Annotated in this window: 14 protein-coding genes; 6 read left to right on the forward strand and 8 right to left on the reverse strand. The window is 53.8% G+C overall.

Annotation, left to right across the window (positions count from 1 at the left end):
- Nucleotides 1-121 precede the first annotated feature (121 nt).
- The 3 genes from PW844_RS08830 to PW844_RS08840 form a co-directional block, all read right to left on the reverse strand.
- Entirely contained in the window at nt 122-1,093 is a 972-nt protein-coding gene (locus tag PW844_RS08830) for a ParB family protein (protein ID WP_299450445.1), read from the reverse strand.
- A gap of 7 nt (nt 1,094-1,100) precedes the next feature.
- Entirely contained in the window at nt 1,101-2,300 is a 1,200-nt protein-coding gene (locus PW844_RS08835; RefSeq protein ID WP_084881176.1) for an AAA family ATPase, read from the reverse strand.
- Nucleotides 2,301-4,139: 1,839 nt separating this feature from the next.
- A complete protein-coding gene (locus PW844_RS08840; RefSeq protein WP_299450452.1) occupies nt 4,140-5,069 on the reverse strand; it encodes a RepB family plasmid replication initiator protein in 930 nt (309 codons plus the stop codon).
- A gap of 475 nt (nt 5,070-5,544) precedes the next feature.
- Between PW844_RS08840 and PW844_RS08845 the strand changes: the two genes are divergently transcribed.
- Complete coding sequence (locus PW844_RS08845; protein WP_299450455.1) at nt 5,545-6,921, forward strand: aldehyde dehydrogenase family protein; 1,377 nt, start codon at nt 5,545-5,547, stop codon at nt 6,919-6,921.
- A gap of 47 nt (nt 6,922-6,968) precedes the next feature.
- The gene (locus PW844_RS08850; protein WP_299450457.1) at nt 6,969-7,547 is read left to right on the forward strand and encodes an NTP transferase domain-containing protein; all 579 of its coding nucleotides are present in this window, start codon (nt 6,969-6,971) and stop codon (nt 7,545-7,547) included.
- Here the strand turns inward: PW844_RS08850 and PW844_RS08855 are convergent.
- The 5 genes from PW844_RS08855 to PW844_RS08875 all read right to left on the reverse strand — a co-directional run bounded on the left by PW844_RS08855 (nt 7,531) and on the right by PW844_RS08875 (nt 14,250).
- Entirely contained in the window at nt 7,531-8,502 is a 972-nt protein-coding gene (locus PW844_RS08855) for an XdhC family protein (protein ID WP_299450460.1), read from the reverse strand. The two genes, PW844_RS08850 and PW844_RS08855, sit on opposite strands and share 17 nt — an antisense overlap.
- A gap of 14 nt (nt 8,503-8,516) precedes the next feature.
- A complete protein-coding gene (locus PW844_RS08860) occupies nt 8,517-12,089 on the reverse strand; it encodes a molybdopterin cofactor-binding domain-containing protein (RefSeq protein WP_299450462.1) in 3,573 nt (1,190 codons plus the stop codon).
- Nucleotides 12,086-12,619, reverse strand: coding sequence for a (2Fe-2S)-binding protein (locus PW844_RS08865; protein ID WP_299450465.1), 534 nt, complete (start codon nt 12,617-12,619; stop codon nt 12,086-12,088). Before PW844_RS08865 ends, PW844_RS08860 begins: the two co-directional genes overlap by 4 nt.
- A gap of 38 nt (nt 12,620-12,657) precedes the next feature.
- Nucleotides 12,658-13,119 (reverse strand): MarR family winged helix-turn-helix transcriptional regulator, encoded by a 462-nt coding sequence (locus PW844_RS08870; protein ID WP_084881182.1) that lies wholly within the window; start codon nt 13,117-13,119, stop codon nt 12,658-12,660.
- A 78-nt stretch (nt 13,120-13,197) separates the two neighbouring features.
- Nucleotides 13,198-14,250, reverse strand: a complete 1,053-nt coding sequence (locus PW844_RS08875; RefSeq protein ID WP_299450472.1) for a 2,5-dihydroxypyridine 5,6-dioxygenase — start codon at nt 14,248-14,250, stop codon at nt 13,198-13,200.
- Between the two features lie 324 nt (nt 14,251-14,574).
- Here PW844_RS08875 and PW844_RS08880 point away from each other — a divergent pair, with 324 nt between their 5' ends.
- From PW844_RS08880 to PW844_RS08895, 4 genes are read left to right on the forward strand one after another with little or no spacing between them, the layout of a single operon-like run.
- Nucleotides 14,575-15,720: an FAD-dependent monooxygenase gene (locus tag PW844_RS08880; RefSeq protein WP_299450475.1), complete on the forward strand. Its 1,146-nt coding sequence runs from the start codon at nt 14,575-14,577 to the stop codon at nt 15,718-15,720.
- Nucleotides 15,720-16,541: an alpha/beta hydrolase gene (locus tag PW844_RS08885; protein WP_299450478.1), complete on the forward strand. Its 822-nt coding sequence runs from the start codon at nt 15,720-15,722 to the stop codon at nt 16,539-16,541. The genes PW844_RS08880 and PW844_RS08885 overlap by 1 nt, the downstream gene beginning before the upstream one ends.
- Nucleotides 16,538-17,290, forward strand: a complete 753-nt coding sequence (locus PW844_RS08890; protein WP_299450481.1) for an Asp/Glu racemase — start codon at nt 16,538-16,540, stop codon at nt 17,288-17,290. The genes PW844_RS08885 and PW844_RS08890 overlap by 4 nt, the downstream gene beginning before the upstream one ends.
- 11 nt (nt 17,291-17,301) lie before the next feature.
- The gene (locus tag PW844_RS08895; protein ID WP_299451104.1) at nt 17,302-17,940 is read left to right on the forward strand and encodes an N-carbamoylsarcosine amidohydrolase; all 639 of its coding nucleotides are present in this window, start codon (nt 17,302-17,304) and stop codon (nt 17,938-17,940) included.
- Nucleotides 17,941-17,951: the final 11 nt, after the last annotated feature.

Genomic DNA, 17,951 nt, shown 5'->3' on the forward strand with positions numbered 1-17,951 from the left:
AAACCATGGCGATTTCAGCCTGAAATTTTAGACCTCATTACTGATATTTCATGCAGTTAGCGGTGAAATTACGCTGGCGAAAGAAAAGGAGGCAAAAAAAACCGCCCGAAGGCGGCATTGCTTATTGATTGAGGTATTTGTTCAGGGTCTCGTTAATCACCCGATCCAACTCGTCCTGAAGTTCTTTTGACTGTCGATTAAATTCATAGCTGAACATGCGACCACGCATCTTTTTACGTGCGAAGCGATCTTTGTCAGCAAAGGTCCAGAGCGCGGTGGCGACGACTTTATCTTTAGCGGGTGACTGCACCAGTGTCTGGCTGCCATTACGCACCAGACGCAAAATACCGTTCTTCACTTCATCTTCCGCTAATCCGTCTCTGGCACAAACGGTATCAACATCCATACCAATGGCATCAATCAACGCATCAACCGTCTGCCCTGTCTCCTGCAACTTTTCATAAGCCTGCAACAGAGATTTATAATCGGGATAGGTCAGCTCTGAGTGGTTAGGGAATAACGTGATGAGATCGGCAGGCACACTGGCCGCCTGCAATGCGCGTGTCACTTTGGCCTGGGAAAGACCTTCGCTCTGGGCAATCTCTTTTTGTGACAAACCACCATCTTTCAGCGCCAACAGGCGCATGCCTACCTCACGCAGGTTGTGTTCACGGGCTGTCTGAATATCCTGTGCCAGACGACGGGCTTCTTCTGCCGTAATTGAAGCATCGGTAACCAGAACATCAAGACCCGTTTTACAATGCAGCGCAGCAGCACGGCGGCGTGAACCATCGAGAATCTCGATACGGTCATCACGCTTGACGCCAATGGCCGGAAAGAACTGCTGGAGTTTGATGGTACGGATAATGTCGCGCAGTGATTCGGGTGTCAGACCCGATTGGTCACGACCGTTGGTTTCCATCACGACAAAGGTTTTATCTTCGATATCTTTTGCAGCAATGTGCTCCAGCGTGAACTGGGCGCGTTTACCTGTGGACAGGATAAAAGTCTGGGTATGGCCTTCTGATGTTTCTTCTGTTTGCAGCGGTGTCTGGCTAAAAGTTCTGCCAATCGTTATGCGTTTTGCGCTCATAGTAACCTCAGTTCAGGCGAATAAATTCAATGCGATCAAACACGGCTTTGGCAAAATCCTCCGCAGCCGAACGCGCATTCTTCAGGGCTTCACTGCTACCTACGTAGGTAGAAGGGTTGGCCGAAATGACTGTGTCGAACGACTCTCCGCAGCGTTCAAAACCATCAAGCCTCGGTAAGGCGGCATCCAGCATGTCACCGCCAAAAATCTCTTTAGCAAGACTGTGGCAGAGTTTGTGGTCCGCTTTGTTGGAGAGCTTCGACATAAATCCAATATTGCCCTGTAAACGACAACTTGCGCCGGATTCTTCAATGATGCCAATCAGCTCTGGCAGACGCGTCAGATACTTCAGGGTGGAGTGAAAATCGACCTGTGCCGGGGGCACTGGTGTCATCAGCAAGTCAGATGCGGCAATGGCGTTTTTCAGGAATGCGTCGAGGTGAGGTCCACTGTCGATAAAGATGAAGTCATAGTCTTTCTTCAGCTTGGCGATAACATTATCGTGTAATACAGAATGGACATTGTGCTGGGGCAGATGCTCGGCACAAAGCTCATCCCAGCGTGAAGCGATAAACGCATCATCGATGGATGCGGGCAGCACATCCACACCAGGAATAATGGAAGGCACGATAAATTCGTTGAGCAATTCTTCGCGGCTGACATTCTGCAACATCGCCTGTGCCGCGGTGGCTTCAACTAATCCCACTGAACGCTCATGATTGAGGAACATGGTAGCGGAAGATTGCGGGTCAAGATCGATAACCAGAATGCGTAAATCTTCAAATAACAGGTGTGGATGTGCGCGCAGCGCGTGGGCCAGCGAAACAGTAGATACCGTTTTCGACACACCACCTTTCAGGTTACCCACAAATAATGTGAATGCATCACCGTGACGATCGCGATACTTGGGCACACCACGATGATGATAGATGTCGATAATGTTCTGAATCGACATTGCATATTTGGTTGAGCTACCGGCGGCACGCTTATCAAACGGATAACCGTTTTCTTCCATCTCATTCACAGCATAATCGACACTGGCGCGTGTCAGCTTGGGTAACTTTGCCAGTGCCGCTTTAGCGTAAACCTGGTAAAAAGTATTTTCCTGCAACTCTTCTTTTTGTGCCTGAATCTGTTCCGTCAGGCTCATGAGCATTTTCTCAGACCGTTGAGCGACCTTCAGAACCTGCTTTTCATCGTTAGCCATAGTTGCTCCACACATGTAGGATTTATGACTTTATACCGAAATCCTGCACATCAGGCAAATCTATCTCATTTACTCAGAAACAACTGATGTGAACGAAACACCTTGTCCAAGAGGATGTTATTACAAACATTCACTGTAATCAGTGCTGCAATCCTGTGCAGCCAAATGAAATGAATAAAAGATAAGCTGATCATTTTTCGAGCTTACCTGCAAAGATTCACTGTAATCAGTAATGTCGTGGGTAAAAGTACGGAGCAGAGCGAAGGGTGAAGGGTGAAGGGTGAAGGGTGAAGGGTGAAGGGTGAAGGGTGAAGGGGAGACAGATTCACTGTAGTCAGCAAGCTTTACAAGCAACGCAGGCATAAACTCACTGTAATCAGCAAAAGATTCACTGTAATCAGCAGCCCGCACGAAACATTCACTGTAATCAGTAACCGTCTCTCACGCGGATAAGCTAACGGAAGTCTGTTTAACACCGATTGAAGGGACCACTATCATTCACTGTAATCAGTAAAAGAGAACTCTATCCTGAATTCCATCAAACATTCACTGTAAACAGCAGTCGAAATTTGTGAAACCCATAATCGTTCACTGTAGTCAGTAAGATATTTCTCCGCTCCCCGCAAAGGTTCACTGTATTCAGTAAGCCAAATTTCCCGGCATCACCAAACGTTCACTATAGTGAGCAGACTTGGCTATATAACTCTCAACCATTCACTATAGTCAGTACGAAGTGTCATCAGATCGGCAATCATTCACTGTAGTCAGTCGCTGCTTTCTTACTCTGAGCAACCTCGTCTGTTCCTGACTGATGCTTTTACCGCGATATAGGGCAGGGGAACATGAAAACATTCACTGTAGCCAGCAAGATTGAGAGTGCGTTTAAGGGGATTCTCCATGCGTTACGTACCTCAGGCCAAATCAGTAACATTCACTGTAATCAGTAAGTGGTATCCAGGATGAAGAAGTTAAACATTCACTGTAATCAGTAGAGGATGATGAACAGAAGGGGTGATGTTCACTGTAATCAGCAATGGACCACACGAAGTCGATGATGGGTAATAAGCAGCGATATCCCGAATTCACTGTAATCAGTAAGGGGTAGTGTTAACTCCTGAGCCGAACATTCACTGTAATCAGTAATGGGTCACACACAAACCCGCTGACGATGTTCACTGTAATCAGTAGAAAAGAACACCGGCAGCCGCTGACATCCGTGTCTCAGCTGCAGAAACAGAACGTTCACTGTAATCAGTGACACCGTGACGTTAGCTGCGGATGGTTTAATTCATGCTTTCAGGCACCCATCATGCGTTCACTGTAGTCAGTAAACGGGAAAATATTCACTGTAATCGGCAAACGTGACCAACCCTGTCACTTTTTTGTTCCTGAAAATACGTGAGATGCTGATTACAGTGAACACAATGGCTCACAAATAAATAAAGCATTTAAAATCATATAGATAAAAAAACACCCACTGTAATCAGTAAGTTCATCACAACCTAAGCATTCACTGTAATCAGTGGGGACGTACGAGTTGATAGAGTTCACTGTAATCAGCAAAACCCCCTCTGATACTCATCTTTTAACCATGAAGACCATAAATGTAAGCACTCACTATCAATATATAGCAATGATTACTGTCTCTGACACCAATAATATTGATTATGGTTTTGTGAACACAGGTAGGAATGCTGATTACAGTGAACGTTACTGATTGCAGTGAATCTTATGGGCGCTAGCTGATTACAGTGAATGTCAGAAGGGAGGGAAGTGTCACTTTTCGGCTAAAAGTGACACTGCAACGCTTGATGTACTGATTACAGTGAACATGATGACTTAGTCATCAAAGTCCAGATCGTCGAGTGCATCAATGCTCTCGAGATTGCTGATCCCATCGAGTTTTGGTGTCCGGCTGTGGATAATAAAAAACACAGAACGTCCACGTTTCACTTCTGAATAGTCGAGATAACCAATCTCTTTCAATTGCTCCATGGCACGACGTACCACATGGTTCTGGGTGGTGGTTTTCGAACCCAGGTTGAGGCGCATACGCAAACGGGCCAATGAAATAGGAGCAGGGTTTGTTGGCAGGCTCTCCAGATAGGTGTAAAGCGCCTGAGCAGATTCCTTACGCTTAAGCCGCGAGATAGCGCGGAGTTGCAGTAAAACCTTGTGGTCAAAGTTATACAACTCGAACAGCTTAGGATCCGCCTGAATCCGCACCACATCCTTTTCCCGATCGTAATAGGCCGATTGTACCAGGTGGGTATGGTAGGCTTTGCCATTACCTTCAAAGGAGAGGGTATTGGTCGCGATACGGCGTAATGACGCATCTAAACGCTTACGTAAGGCTGCAGAAGAGTTTGCCGAGGGGATCCCGCACATTTTTACAAAATCGATAAACGGCAGCGTCACCGTGTCGCCTTTCGATGGATAACGGGAGAATGACTGAATGATCCCGGCCCAGGTTTTGAAATCATTATCCATATCCAGCCTTGCGCCGGTAATGGTAATCTTTTCATAGCCTTCAGCTTTCACCAGTGAAAGGTTTTTCAGCTCTTTAGTGGCATCGGTTGAAGCCATCGCGCCTGATTTACCACGCGCGGTGGATTTCAGTGTCGGAACAAACAGTCCCAGGCGCATCAAGGCGACCGGTTGTACGGTGTTATTTTTATTAGGGTGTAGCTGAATAACTTCACCGCTGTTTTTTGTCACCGACAGAAAAGGTTCAAGTAACGCCTTGTTTTCACTCTCTTTATCTGCCATAGCCTGAGATCTTCATTCTGTGGATGAAAAGGGTCGGTTTCTGATTACAGTGAACATTAACACTGTTTATAGTGAACATTCTACTGTCTACAGTGAATATAATACTGACTACAGTGAACACTTTGCTGATTATAGTGAACACGATCACCTTCTCAGCCCTTGGCCGGTGCGGCCTGCGACGATCGGGGATCTCTTTGGATCTCTTTTAGATCTCTCTATGATCTTTCTTAGAGATCTAATCACTGTATAACTGGATAACTCTTTAAAAACCCAGTAAGAACGTGGAATAAAGCACGATCGGGAATAAAACACCGGCAACGACAGATTCAGGATCCTGACATTAGCCGCACGCAAGTTAAACCCCATCTGCTTCTCATAGTGAGAACAACTTTGTCATTAATATTCATTTTTCAATAATCCAGCAGCAGCGTAAGGTAAGCTTCATTGACGACACAAACTCTTGATGAAGGTTGTTATGACTGAAAATGTAATCTCACGTAACCCCACCAACGGTGAAACCCTGGCGACATATCCGCTGCAAACACCTGCTGAACTGGAAAACGCACTGCAACAAAGTGCACAGGCTTTCAACAAGTGGCGTAACAAAACATTGGATCAGCGCGTGCTGGTTCTGCGCCAATTAGCAGAACAGATCCGTCAGCGTCAGGATGAGCTGGCCACCATGGCGACTCTGGAAATGGGTAAACCTGTAGCTCAGGCACGCGCTGAAGTACTGAAATGCGCCAACCTGTGTGACTGGTATGCTGAACAGGGCCCGGCGATGCTGGCTGACAAACCGACGCTGGTGGAAAATCAGCAGGCATGGCAGGCATTTCGTCCGCTTGGCGTGATCCTGGCAGTCATGCCGTGGAACTTTCCATACTGGCAGGTACTGCGTGGAGCAGTAAGCATGTTGCTGGCAGGAAATACTTACCTGCTGAAACATGCCCCCAGCGTAATGGGTTGTGCCAATCTGATTACCAGCCTGTTTGATGCGACCGATCTGCCCAAAGGCGCTTTCAACGTCATCAATGTTGATAACGATGGCGTCTCGGTAGCGATAAAAGATCCGCGCGTTGCTGCAGTTGCCGTTACCGGCAGCGTGCGTGCAGGAGGCGCAATTGCCGCACAGGCGGGTGCTGTACTGAAGAAAACCGTGCTGGAACTGGGGGGTGCCGATCCTTTTATCGTTCTCGCCGATGCAGATCTGGACGCTGCAGTGGCTTCAGCGGTCACAGGACGCTACCAGAACACCGGACAGGTATGCATGGCGGCCAAACGGTTCATCATTGAAGAAAGCGTCTCTCAAGCCTTTGAGGCGCGTTTTAGCGCAGCGGTGCAAGCACTGAAAATCGGTGATCCGCTGGATGAAGCAACCTACATTGGTCCGATGGCGCGTTATGATCTGCGTGATGAACTGGATAAGCAGGTGCAGCAGAGCATTGCTGAGGGTGCGCGTCTGGTCATCGGTGGTCATAAGATCGAAGGTGTGGGTAACTACTATGCGCCGACGATCCTGGCAGATGTGACACCGGCAATGACGGCATTCCAGCAGGAGATCTTTGGCCCGGTTGCCGCGATCACCATTGCTCGTAATGCAGAGCATGCCTTAGAGCTGGCAAACAACAGCGAGTTTGGCCTCAGCGCCACGGTCTGGAGCGGCAATGAAGCAGTCGCTAGTGAACTGGCCAGCAAACTGGAAACCGGCGCAGTCTTCATCAACGGAAACGGTGCTTCCGATCCGCGTGTAGCGATTGGCGGCGTGAAGAAAAGTGGTTATGGCCGCGAGTTATCCAGCTTTGGTGTTTACGAGTTCTGTAATATCCAGACGGTATGGAAAAATCGTCGCTAACTTAACCGGGGCACGTGATACTACGTGCCCTTACTTAGCAACCGTCAATGCATATGAACACACCTGGCATCATCATCCTTGCTGCTGGCCTGGGGGCACGGTTTACCCGTGCCGGAGGGCAGGGCAATAAACTGCTGGCACTACAGGAAAACCGGCAACCTCTGCTGGCGCTGACGTTGCAACAGGCACAGGCTTCCGGCTTGCCTTTGCTGCTGGTCACACGTCCTGAATATCACGCGATCCTTGCACTTGCGGAGCAATACCGGGTTCCTGCTATCACCGTTGCCAGTGAAGGCAGTGGCGAAAGCATTGCAGCGGCAGTACGGGAAACGCGAGCCTGGTCAGGCTGGCTGATTCAACCGGGTGATATGGCATGGGTAACGGCACAGGATCATCAACGCGTAGCGAGTCTACTTACCGCAGGAGCGCAACAGGTGCGTCTGTGTTGGGATCAACTGCCTGGGCACCCGGTAGGCTTTGCGGCACGTTATGGTGAGGCACTGAGTCAGCTTAGCGGTGATAATGGCGCACGCGCCTTGCTGGATCCGACGATCCTGCAAAAAATCGGTGCGCACGCCGGGGTGATTCGTGATGCGGATCTTCCCGGTACTACAAACCATTCCTGACACGAACAATATCCGCCAGCGTCGCGAGGGCGATTTCTCCCGGCGTTTTGCTGCCAATCGGCAAACCGATCGGTGCATGAATCCGTGCCAGCGCCTGTTCGGGTAATCCCCCCAGTTCTGCCAGGCGCTGAAAACGGCGCTGGCTATTCTTCGCCGACCCCATGGCACCAATATAAAACGCTGGCGTATTGACCGCTTCCATCAGCGTCAAATCATCGACGCGTGGATCATGGGTAAGACAAAGGATCGCTGTTCCGGCCGAAGCACCCGATTTTTCCAGATATCGCGCCGGATGCTGGCGAAAACAATGCAAATTATCAGCAGGTTGTACTGCTGCGCATAACTGGTCGAATTCGGCATCGCGATGTTCACACACCACCACGCGGAAACCGAGCATCAGCGCCAGACGAATACAATCGTTCGCCACCGCTGAATAACCCGCGATAAACACCGTGGTCACGGCACCAACCGGCAATACCGCACTGTTATCGTCATAGCGCAGCAATGTTTGCGGCGTACCGGGAGCCAGAATCTGCCATTCATGCTCGACTCCCAGCGTGATATAGCGCGTCAGCAATGAGCCACCACTGAGCGCGTCCTGCATGGCACTCAGTAACGCCAGCGAGCGTTCCTGTGGCGCAATACATTCCACCAGCACATCCAGGATGCCGCCGCAGGGCAGCTGTACCGGAGGTGCCAGTCCTTCGGCTCCGTAACGCACCTGTTCACTTGGCCGCGGATAGGCTCCCTGTTGCAGCCGCATCAGGAAATCCTCCTCAATGCAGCCACCCGAAAGTGACCCTACCCAGTTGCCTTGCGCGTCAGCCACCAGCATGGCGCCGGGTGAGCGGGGGGCTGACCCCCAGCTATGCAACACGGTACATAGCCAGATGGTCTTGCCCTGTTGCAGCCACAGCAATGCCTGGTCGATAACGCGTTGATCGAGTGACAACATAGACTTCCTCCGCGTTAGTGGCTGCTGGGATTCGCGCGTACCTGCGCCACTTTTTCCGTTAAGTCAGTCCAGGCTGGCTGGTCCGGGGCATAACGCTGGCGCAGATAGGCCGCAATATCTGCCACCTGTTTATCCGACAAACTGGCAGCAAAGCCCGGCATATAACCGAGTTCATCGGTTGCGGGCTTGTCGATGCCATGCAGCACCACCTGCAACAGATTATCGGGTGTCGCGCTGGTCAGGCTGCTGCTGTTGGCCATAGCCGGACTAACGCCAAACAGCTTCGGTCCGCCTTCGCTGGCGCTGTGACACGCCTGACACGCACCTTTGAACAATCGTTCCCCGGCAGCAGTGTTCCATGCCGGTTTGATTAACGGCTGCGGCACAGGCTCAGGCATGGCTGTCTGACCATTAATATCCGCCAGATAACCCGCCATCGCCCGCACATCCGCTTCCGGCAGCGTAGCCAGATGGCTTACCACCGGAGCCATTGGCCCGGCAGCAACCCCATGTTTATCGTCATAACCGTTCCGCAGATAGTTATAGAGCGAATCCGCTGTCCAGGGTTGTGGCGCTTTGCTGAGCTGATTCAGTGCTGGCGCTTCCCAGCCATCAACCCAGCCACCCGCGAGGAACTGATCGCCGGATTTTTCCGCTCCCATCAGGTTACGCGGGGAGTGGCAGGCACCACAGTGACCGGCCCCGTTGACCAGATAGGCCCCGCGATTCCATTCAGCGCTTTTAGCCGGATCGTTCTGATATTCACCACTGCGCAGATACAGCGTATTCCAGCCCGCCATCAGGAAACGCATATTGAACGGGAACCGCATGTCATTGGGCGGCGGCGTCTGTTCAACGGCAGGCTGCGACATCAGGTACGCATACAATGCCTGCATATCTTCTTCGCTTAACTGGCGGAAAGAGGTGTAGGGAAACGCCGGATAGAGATGATGACCGTCACGGCTGATGCCCTGGCGCATAGCGCGATCGAAGGCGGTAAAAGACCAGCTACCGATGCCCGTTTGTTTATCCGGCGTGATATTGGTGGTGTAGAGGGCACCAAACGGCGTATCCATCTTCAGGCCACCGGCGTTGGTGGCTCCGCCCTCGGTGGTGTGGCACACCGCGCAATCACCGGCAGCGGCCACCTGACGACCGCGCTCCAGCATCTCCATTGACCAGCTACCCGCCTGCGGTGGGGTGACCGGCGCGATAGCTGCACGCCAGGGCAGGGCATTAGTGGCGATGCCGATCGCTGCGCCGAGTAAACCCGCCGCACCACCAAAGGCCCATTTACGGCGGCGGGTGGATTTTTTGCGTTGCGGCGCGGGCAATGCGGGTTCGGGTTGCGGGTCCGGTCCGTTCAGTGCCTGGCGCAGTTTGTCCGAGGTGATGGGCAACTCGCGAAAGCGGATCCCGGTGGCGTCGAACACCGCGTTGGCAATGGCGGCCGCGCTGGGAACCGAAGCGGATTCCCCGGCACCGAGCGGAGGCTCATACGGGCGCGGCATCATCATCACATCGATATCCGGCACTTCCGGGAAAGTGAGGATCGGATAACCCCCCCATTCCTGGCTGGCGATCATATTGCTTTCAATCGTCACCTGTTCTTTCAGCACACGGCTGGTGGACTGGATAACGTTGCCGTGGATCTGGTGCTTCACCCCGGCAGGATTAACCATCATGCCTGCATCGTGACCAACGGTTATGCGCGTCACGGCAATTTCGCCGCTCTGCTTATCGATAGCCACATCGGCCACCCAGGCGGCCCAGGCCGCGCCAAAGCCGGGGAATTTGCTGTGGATATAACGCGCATAGGCGAAGCCGCGACCGCGTAACACGCCGGGTTCGCTGGTGTTTTGCATCGGTTCGGTACGTGGCGTCCAGCCTGCACGGTCGGCGGTGGAGCGGATCAACTCAGCGGCGCGTTCGTCCTGGATATAACGCAGCCGATATTCGACCGGATCGACGCCGGCCGCGTGCGCCAGTTCATCCATATAGGATTCGTGGGCAAAGGTATTTGGCAATGCGGATACGCCACGCATCCATGATGCGCGCACAATCGGAGCCATATCCTCGATGGTGACGCGCATATGCGGAAAGTCGTAAGGTGGGATCGAGGTGCGATCGCCCATCTCGTACGCCAGTGCTACCGGGTCAACGCGTCCGGTCAGCAACAGCGCCAGGGTGGGGGCACCGTTGGAAGGGTAGGAAGTGGTGAAGTCGTAAACATGCGGGTTACCTTCAGCATCGAGGCCGCCATCCACATCCATCAACTGGGCGGTGCCTTTCGGCTCCCAGACGTGTTCCTGCGCGCGCGTCAGCTGCACGCGCACCGGCTTACCGACGGCACGGGAAAGCAGTGCGGCATCCGCTGCCACATCATCCGCGCAGTTGCGGCCATAACAACCGGCCGCCTCCATGCGGTTCACCTCGATATCACTTTCCGGGATTTCGAACAGCCAGGCGAGGTCAGCACGCAGCAGATGAGGATTCTGGGTACCGCTCCAGACCTGCAAACCCACCTCGTCATAAGCAGCCACCGCACAAGACGGGCCAATTGAGCCATGCAGCTGATACGGCCAGACGTAGTTGCGGGTAAAGCGCTGCGTAACGTTCTCCAGCGCCGTATCAACCTCGCCGGTATCATGCACCACACGCGAGGTGCGGGGGTTATCGCGAATCGCTTTCTCGACGTCACGCATATCCGGCAGCATATGCTCCCAGGGCTTCCAGCGAACTTTCAGGGTTTCCATCGCGACGATGGCCTGATCTTCGCGTTCCGCCACCACGCCAACAAAGTCAGCGATTTGCACCACTTTGACGATACCGTCGAGATGGGCAATGGAGCTTTCATCAATGCTTAGCAGCGAAGTGCCAACAAACTGTCCGGTGTCATACCCGGCATAGGGCGGGCGGATCACCCGACCATGTAACATCCCTGGCAGGCGCATATCGTGCACCCAGGTCAGTTCGCCGGTGGCTTTGGCCGGGATATCGACACGCTGTGAGCTGGTGCCGACTAAACGATATTCACTGGCGGGCTTTAGCGGCACATCGTCAGCAATAGGTAACTGGCAGCGCTGTCCGTTGACCAGCTGCGCGAAGCTCAGGGTGGTGCCATCTGCCAGGCGAAACTCCCCGGCATCCAGGATTAACGCATCAGTCGTGACCTGCAAACGCGCTGCTGCCTGCTGGGTCAGCCACTGGCGCGCAACGGCGGCGGCTTTACGCAATGGAACGGCGGAAATCTGTAAGGTGGCGCTGGCAATGGTCGCTCCCTGATTTGGGACGCGGAGCGTATCGCCCAGCACCATCTGCACCTGATTCATGCGCAGATTCAGTTCTTCCGCAACGATTTGCGTCAACGCGGTTTTCACCCCAGTGCCGAGATCAACATGGCCGTTAAACGCCCAGACGTTGCCCGCACCATCAATGGCAAGAAACAACGCCAGTTCTTTCGGTTTCAGGCTCGGCGTTTGTCCTTTTGGCACCAGTCCAGGCGGGGGCTGAATCTCATCAACGATCAGCAACACATTATCGGCATCCAGCAACTGCTGCTGGGTGGGGACAGCGGGATGACTCATTGCTGTGCCTCCGCCTGCTGTAAACAGAGTTGTACCGCACGTTTCACCGCACAGAGGATTTCCTGATGGGTGCCGCAGCGACACAGATTGCCACTCAGCGCGGAGCGGATTTGCTGGTCACTGGGGCTTGGGAGATCGCGCAACAGCGCGGCGGTGGTCATGATCATGCCATTCAGGCAATAGCCGCATTGTGCGGCCTGTTCATCAATAAACGCCTGCTGCACCGGATGCAGCGCGTCACGGCTTCCCAACCCTTCAAGGGTGGTCACCGCGCGCTGCCGCACGCCATATGCCGGAATGACGCAGGAACGTGCCGCAACGCCATCGATCATCACGGTGCAGGCACCGCATTCGCCGAGACCGCAGCCATACTTCGGACCGTTAAGCGACAATTCATTACGCAATACCAGTAATAACGAGGTATCGCGGTAGCTGGTAACTTCCCTTTCTTCGCCATTAACCTTCAATGAATAACAGCGTAAACCTGCAGGTGAAACCGGTGTGGCAGACTGTTGTGCCATCATTTTCATTATTGACCGCCTTACCGAGGCGGCTCACTCGCCCCGGGTTATGGCTGGCTCGTGTCGTCCAGCATTTTCCTGAGCAGATAAACCAGCGCGACTCGTTCGGCTGGGTTTAACTGCCCATACGTCATTTCAGTGATGCGAACCGCGTTATCGGTGGTGTGCTGAATCAGCGTCTGTCCGGACTCGGTCAGCATCACAATTACTTTGCGCTTGTCAGTCGGATCGGGACCGAGGCTGACCAGATCGCGGGCTTTTAAGCGTTCAACCACGCCGCGAATGGTGGCCTGATCGACAGCGGTGTAACGTACCAGGTCGTTCTGCGCACTGGGACCGTGGTCGCGCAGCGCACAGAGGGTAATAAATTGCACCGCCGTAATCTGTGAATCACCCACATGTTGCTGAAAAATCGCCACATGACGCTGGTAAACTTTGCGCAGCAGATGGCCAACCTGTTGGGTGTAGTCGTAATTGTCTTCCGCTGAGGAAGTATGGTCGTGTGACATAAAAAGGTCCTTTTTCCCGGATACTGCCAGGCAGTGTAATGCATTGTCACTGCGCTGACAGCCGCTCCCTGCGTAAGATTAACGCGCGCGCGAGGCTTCCGGTGCCACCACTTCGCCTTCGGCCACCACCAGCAGATCGTCAACTTTGATATCGCAATGGCGCAGAGCGATATCCATATGGCAAGGCGTTTTGCGTTTGCCGCCGACTTCGGTGTTCGGCCCGGTGGAGAACAGGAAATTGCCGTAAAATGCGCGGGCATCCATACACATGCCATCGTTTTTGTCGTGCAGCCCCATCGCTGTCCACTGCGCACGCGGCTGCAATCCCCAGCCAATATGCGAAATGCCGTACACTTCCGGATCGTTGAAGTAGCCCATGTAATCACGCAGATATTCCGCTTCAAAGCCACCGTGGATCTTCGTCACAAAACCTTTTTCAATTTCCAGCGTGATACGTTCACGGGCATAGGATTTGAACGGCAGCAGGATGTCGCCCACCTCCAGTACCAGCACCCCTTCCGCCTGATCTTCATTCGGCCAGGTGAACAGGAAACCGCTCGGCCAGTGGTCCCAGCGGCCGGGTTCATCGGCATAACCGTATTCTGTCACCGTCGGGTACTGCCCCAGCGGTGCACGGAAATCGCTACCCGCCTGAGATTTCACCGTCATCATGCGCGCTTTCTCCAGCACCGCCGCAGCGGCCAGCACACGCGTTTTGTCCTCTTCGGTTGGCAACATTCGTGCCAACACTTCCGGCGGTTCAACAGCCAGCAGGATACGCGTACCGGTTTTCAGTATTTGCTCCTGCTCCGGCGAGTGCAGCAGCATCATGGTATCGACAATCAGGTCCGCCGCTTCCAGCGCTCGCTGGGCCGCGATGTTGCCGGTCAGCGCGGTATCACCGCAGTAGGCGGTCATATCGTTACCCATCGCTGTGGGGTGGTTAAACGATGGCAGTTCAACGCAATACACTTTTGCGCCCAATCGTAGTGCAGCGTCGGTCGCAGCCTGCACAGTGCGTGCATCAGAATAGTGACTTTTCAGAATAGCGACGCTCTGGGTGGCATCGACTTTCGACAGACGTAATACCTGCTCAAACATCTGTCCTAACTGACTCTGATTTACAGCCATTGTGGGTTCCTCTCAGGTTAGATGCCAGATGATATCTGGTGGTTAAAACTTCATCTTTTTATAGCGAATACGCTAGATATATTTGTTATAGACGTGTTGCGAAGAAGAGTGCAAGCATTTCTTTTTGTCATAAGAAAAGCCTATTTAACGCAGTGCCAATGCTGTGATTAACATCATGACATGCAGTTTTCACCACAATAACCATTGCAATTCACAAAAAAATAACGCCAATAATTATAGTGTACACACTCAATAATTTGAGCCGGAGTCGAAACGGATACCGCAGGTGTACCTTCAAATCAGCGTGAGTTTTGAGAGGAAAATATGAGCAATATGAAACGCATCGCCATCGTCGGCGCAGGTCTTGGCGGCCTCGCAGCGGGTTCGCTGTTACAAAAAGCGGGCTTCAATGTGCAGGTTTATGAACAGAGTCCGGCTTTTTCCCGTCTCGGGGCAGGTATCCATATGGGGCCGAACGTCCTCAAGGTGTTCCGCCGTATGGGGATCGAGCAGCAGCTGGAAGATCTGGCGTCACATCCGGACTTCTGGTTCAGCCGTGACGGTGAAACCGGGGAGTACCTGTCACGCATTCCGCTGGGGGAGTTTGCCCGCAAAGAGTACGGCGCGGCTTATGTCACGGTGCATCGCGGTGATTTGCAGGCGATGCAGATGACCAGTCTGGAGCCAGGTACGGTGCACTTCGGCAAGTGTCTCAGCAGCGTTGAAGACAGCGGCAGCGATGTGGTGTTGCGTTTCCAGGATGGCAGCGAAGAACGTGCCGATATCGTGATTGGTGCCGACGGCATCAACTCAAAACTGCGTGAACACCTGCTGGGCGCAGAAGCGCCGACCTACAGCGGCTGGGTGGCGCACCGCGCGCTGATCCGTGGCGAACAGCTGCGTAAATACAACCTCAATTTCGAAGATTGCGTGAAGTGGTGGTCGGAAGATCGTCACCTGATGGTTTACTACACCACCAAATCACGTGACGAGTATTACTACGTTTCCGGGGTGCCGCATCCGGCGTGGGATTTCAAAGGCAGCTTTGTCGACAGCAGCCAGCAGGAGATGCTGGACACCTTCGGCCATTACCATCCGGTGGTGCAGGCGCTGATCGAATGCAGTGAAAACGTCACCAAATGGCCACTGCTGAATCGCCAGCCGCTGCCGGTGTGGAGTGAAGGGCGCATCGTATTGCTGGGTGACGCCTGCCATCCGATGAAGCCGCATATGGCGCAGGGTGCGGCGATGGCGATCGAAGATGCGGCGATGCTGGCTCGCTGCCTGACTGAAACCGGTCTGGAGGACTACAGCACCGCGTTCCGTCTGTATGAAGTCAACCGTAAAGAACGTGCTTCACGCGTACAATCCGTCTCCAACGCCAACACCTTCCTGCGTACTCAGGAAGATCCGGCCTGGGTTTATGGCTATGACGTCTTTGCCGCACCGCTGAAAAGCGAGGGGGCGTGATGAGCACGTTTATCAGTGGTGGACAGGTGCAGGCGAACGGCATTCGCCAGCATTACCTGCGCTACGGTGGTAAAGGCCCGACGCTGATTCTGGTGCCTGGCATCACCAGCCCGGCCATTACCTGGGGTTTTGTCGCAGAAGTGTTTGGTCAGCAGTTTGATACCTGGGTGCTGGATGTGCGCGGGCGTGGCTTATCCAGCAGCGGTGAAGGGCTTGATTACGGTACCGAAAGCTGTGCCGATGATATCAACGCGTTTGCCAGCGCGCTGGGTCTGACGCAGTACCATCTGGTCGGTCATTCGATGGGGGCGCGTTTTATTATGCGCGCGGCCGTCAAGCAACCTGATGGCGTGTTATCGCTGTCGCTGATTGATCCGCCGGTATCGGGACCGGGGCGTCGTCTCTATCCCGGGCAGTGGCCGTGGTATCAGGACTCGATCCGCGAGGCGGAGCAGGGCATGGACGCGGAAGCGATGAAGAAATATTGTCCGACCTGGACCGAAGAACAACGTCAACTACGGGCGGAATGGCTGCATACCTGTTATGAACCGGCGATTCGTCGTGCCTATGACGATTTCCATCAACTCGATATCCATCAATATTTCCGTCAGTTGCCTGCCAAAACCCTGCTGATGGTGGCAGGCAAGGGCGGGGTGATCCTGCCGGAAGATGAGGCAGAGATCCGCGAACTGCTGCCCTCCATTACCATCGTACATGTGGAACAGGCCGGTCATATGATCCCCTGGGATGATTTTTCCGGCTTTTTCGCGGCCTTTGGTTCTTTCCATGGCGCCCCCCTGCAACCGGAGACTCAGTCATGACCCGTCAATACCGTATCGGCCAGATTGTGCCGAGTTCTAACATCACCATGGAAACGGAAATCCCGGCCATGTTACAGGCACGTCAGTTGATTCGCCCGGAGCGTTTTACTTTTCACTCCAGCCGTATGCGCATGAAACACGTCAATAAAGATGAGCTGGCGGCGATGGATAAGGAGTCGGACCGTTGCGCGCTGGAACTGTCGGACGCACAGGTTGATGTGCTCGGCTATGCCTGTCTGGTGGCGATCATGGCGATGGGTCCGGGTTATCACCGCCAGTCACAGCAACGTCTGACGGCGGTTACGCGGGAAAACGATGCGCTGGCCCCGGTGATCACCAGCGCCGGTGCGCTGGTGGATGCGCTGCACATCATGGGTGCGAAAAAAATCGCGCTGGTGGCACCTTATATGAAGCCGCTGACTGAGCTGGTGGTGGATTACATTCAGCGCGAAGGCGTTGAAGTCAAAGTCTGGCGAGCGCTGGAAATTGCCGATAATCTCGCGGTTGCCCGTCACGATCCCAGCAATTTGCCGGGCATTGTTGCTGATATGCCGCTTGATGACGTGGATGTTGTGGTGCTGTCGGCCTGTGTACAAATGCCCTCCCTGCCAGCGGTTGCCAAAGTGGAAGCGCAAACCGGTAAACCGGTGATCACCGCCGCGATCGCCACCACCTATGCGATGCTCAAGGCGCTGGAGCTGGAACCGGTGGTACCCGGAGCCGGTGCGTTGCTGTCCGGAGCCTGGTAAGGAGAAACGTGATGACACAAAGCGCCAGTGACAATTACGCCGGTGTCTGGGGCAACCGTATTGGTTTTGGCAAGCGTCCCGCGCTGCTGATGATCGATTTTCTGCAAGGCTACACCACCGAGGGCGCGCCTTTATTTGCGCCGGGCGTGGTGGAGGCGGTGCGGGAATCAGAAGCACTGCTGGCGATGGCGCGCCGTTGCGGCATTCCGGTGATCCATACCCAGATTCGTTATCACCCACAGCACCAGCGTGACGGCGGTATCTGGGTGCAGAAAGCGCCGGTGATGCGCGACATGGTGGAAGGCAATCCGCTGGCGTCGTTCTGCCCGGAAGTGCTGCCGTTGCCGGAGGAAGTGGTGATCACCAAACAATATGCCAGCGCTTTCTTTGGCACCGCACTGGCATCGCTGCTGGTGACGGAAGGCATCGATACCCTGATCATCGCCGGTTGTTCCACCAGCGGCTGCGTACGCGCCAGCGCCGTGGACGCTCTGCAATACGGCTTTCGTGCCATGGTGGTACGTGAATGCGTCGGCGATCGCCACGCAGCCCCGCATGAAGCCAACCTGTTTGACATCGACAGTAAGTACGGCGATGTGGTGTCCAAAGCCACCACGCTGGAATATCTCGGACAGTTCAGCGCCCGTTAAGGGCGCTTATT

Origin of the sequence: Pantoea sp. (assembly GCF_028283705.1) — a bacterium.
In the GTDB taxonomy this organism is placed as follows: Bacteria; Pseudomonadota; Gammaproteobacteria; order Enterobacterales; family Enterobacteriaceae; genus Pantoea.

Excerpts from the sequence above, each read along its gene's own strand:
- PW844_RS08830 (WP_299450445.1), bottom strand. The coding sequence starts at position 1,093 with ATGAGCGCAAAACGCATAACGATTGGCAGAACTTTTAGCCAGACACCG.
- PW844_RS08835 (WP_084881176.1), bottom strand. The coding sequence starts at position 2,300 with ATGGCTAACGATGAAAAGCAGGTTCTGAAGGTCGCTCAACGGTCTGAG.
- PW844_RS08840 (WP_299450452.1), bottom strand. The coding sequence starts at position 5,069 with ATGGCAGATAAAGAGAGTGAAAACAAGGCGTTACTTGAACCTTTTCTG.
- PW844_RS08845 (WP_299450455.1), top strand. The coding sequence starts at position 5,545 with ATGACTGAAAATGTAATCTCACGTAACCCCACCAACGGTGAAACCCTG.
- PW844_RS08850 (WP_299450457.1), top strand. The coding sequence starts at position 6,969 with ATGCATATGAACACACCTGGCATCATCATCCTTGCTGCTGGCCTGGGG.
- PW844_RS08855 (WP_299450460.1), bottom strand. The coding sequence starts at position 8,502 with ATGTTGTCACTCGATCAACGCGTTATCGACCAGGCATTGCTGTGGCTG.
- PW844_RS08860 (WP_299450462.1), bottom strand. The coding sequence starts at position 12,089 with ATGAGTCATCCCGCTGTCCCCACCCAGCAGCAGTTGCTGGATGCCGAT.
- PW844_RS08865 (WP_299450465.1), bottom strand. The coding sequence starts at position 12,619 with ATGAAAATGATGGCACAACAGTCTGCCACACCGGTTTCACCTGCAGGT.
- PW844_RS08870 (WP_084881182.1), bottom strand. The coding sequence starts at position 13,119 with ATGTCACACGACCATACTTCCTCAGCGGAAGACAATTACGACTACACC.
- PW844_RS08875 (WP_299450472.1), bottom strand. The coding sequence starts at position 14,250 with ATGGCTGTAAATCAGAGTCAGTTAGGACAGATGTTTGAGCAGGTATTA.
- PW844_RS08880 (WP_299450475.1), top strand. The coding sequence starts at position 14,575 with ATGAGCAATATGAAACGCATCGCCATCGTCGGCGCAGGTCTTGGCGGC.
- PW844_RS08885 (WP_299450478.1), top strand. The coding sequence starts at position 15,720 with ATGAGCACGTTTATCAGTGGTGGACAGGTGCAGGCGAACGGCATTCGC.
- PW844_RS08890 (WP_299450481.1), top strand. The coding sequence starts at position 16,538 with ATGACCCGTCAATACCGTATCGGCCAGATTGTGCCGAGTTCTAACATC.
- PW844_RS08895 (WP_299451104.1), top strand. The coding sequence starts at position 17,302 with ATGACACAAAGCGCCAGTGACAATTACGCCGGTGTCTGGGGCAACCGT.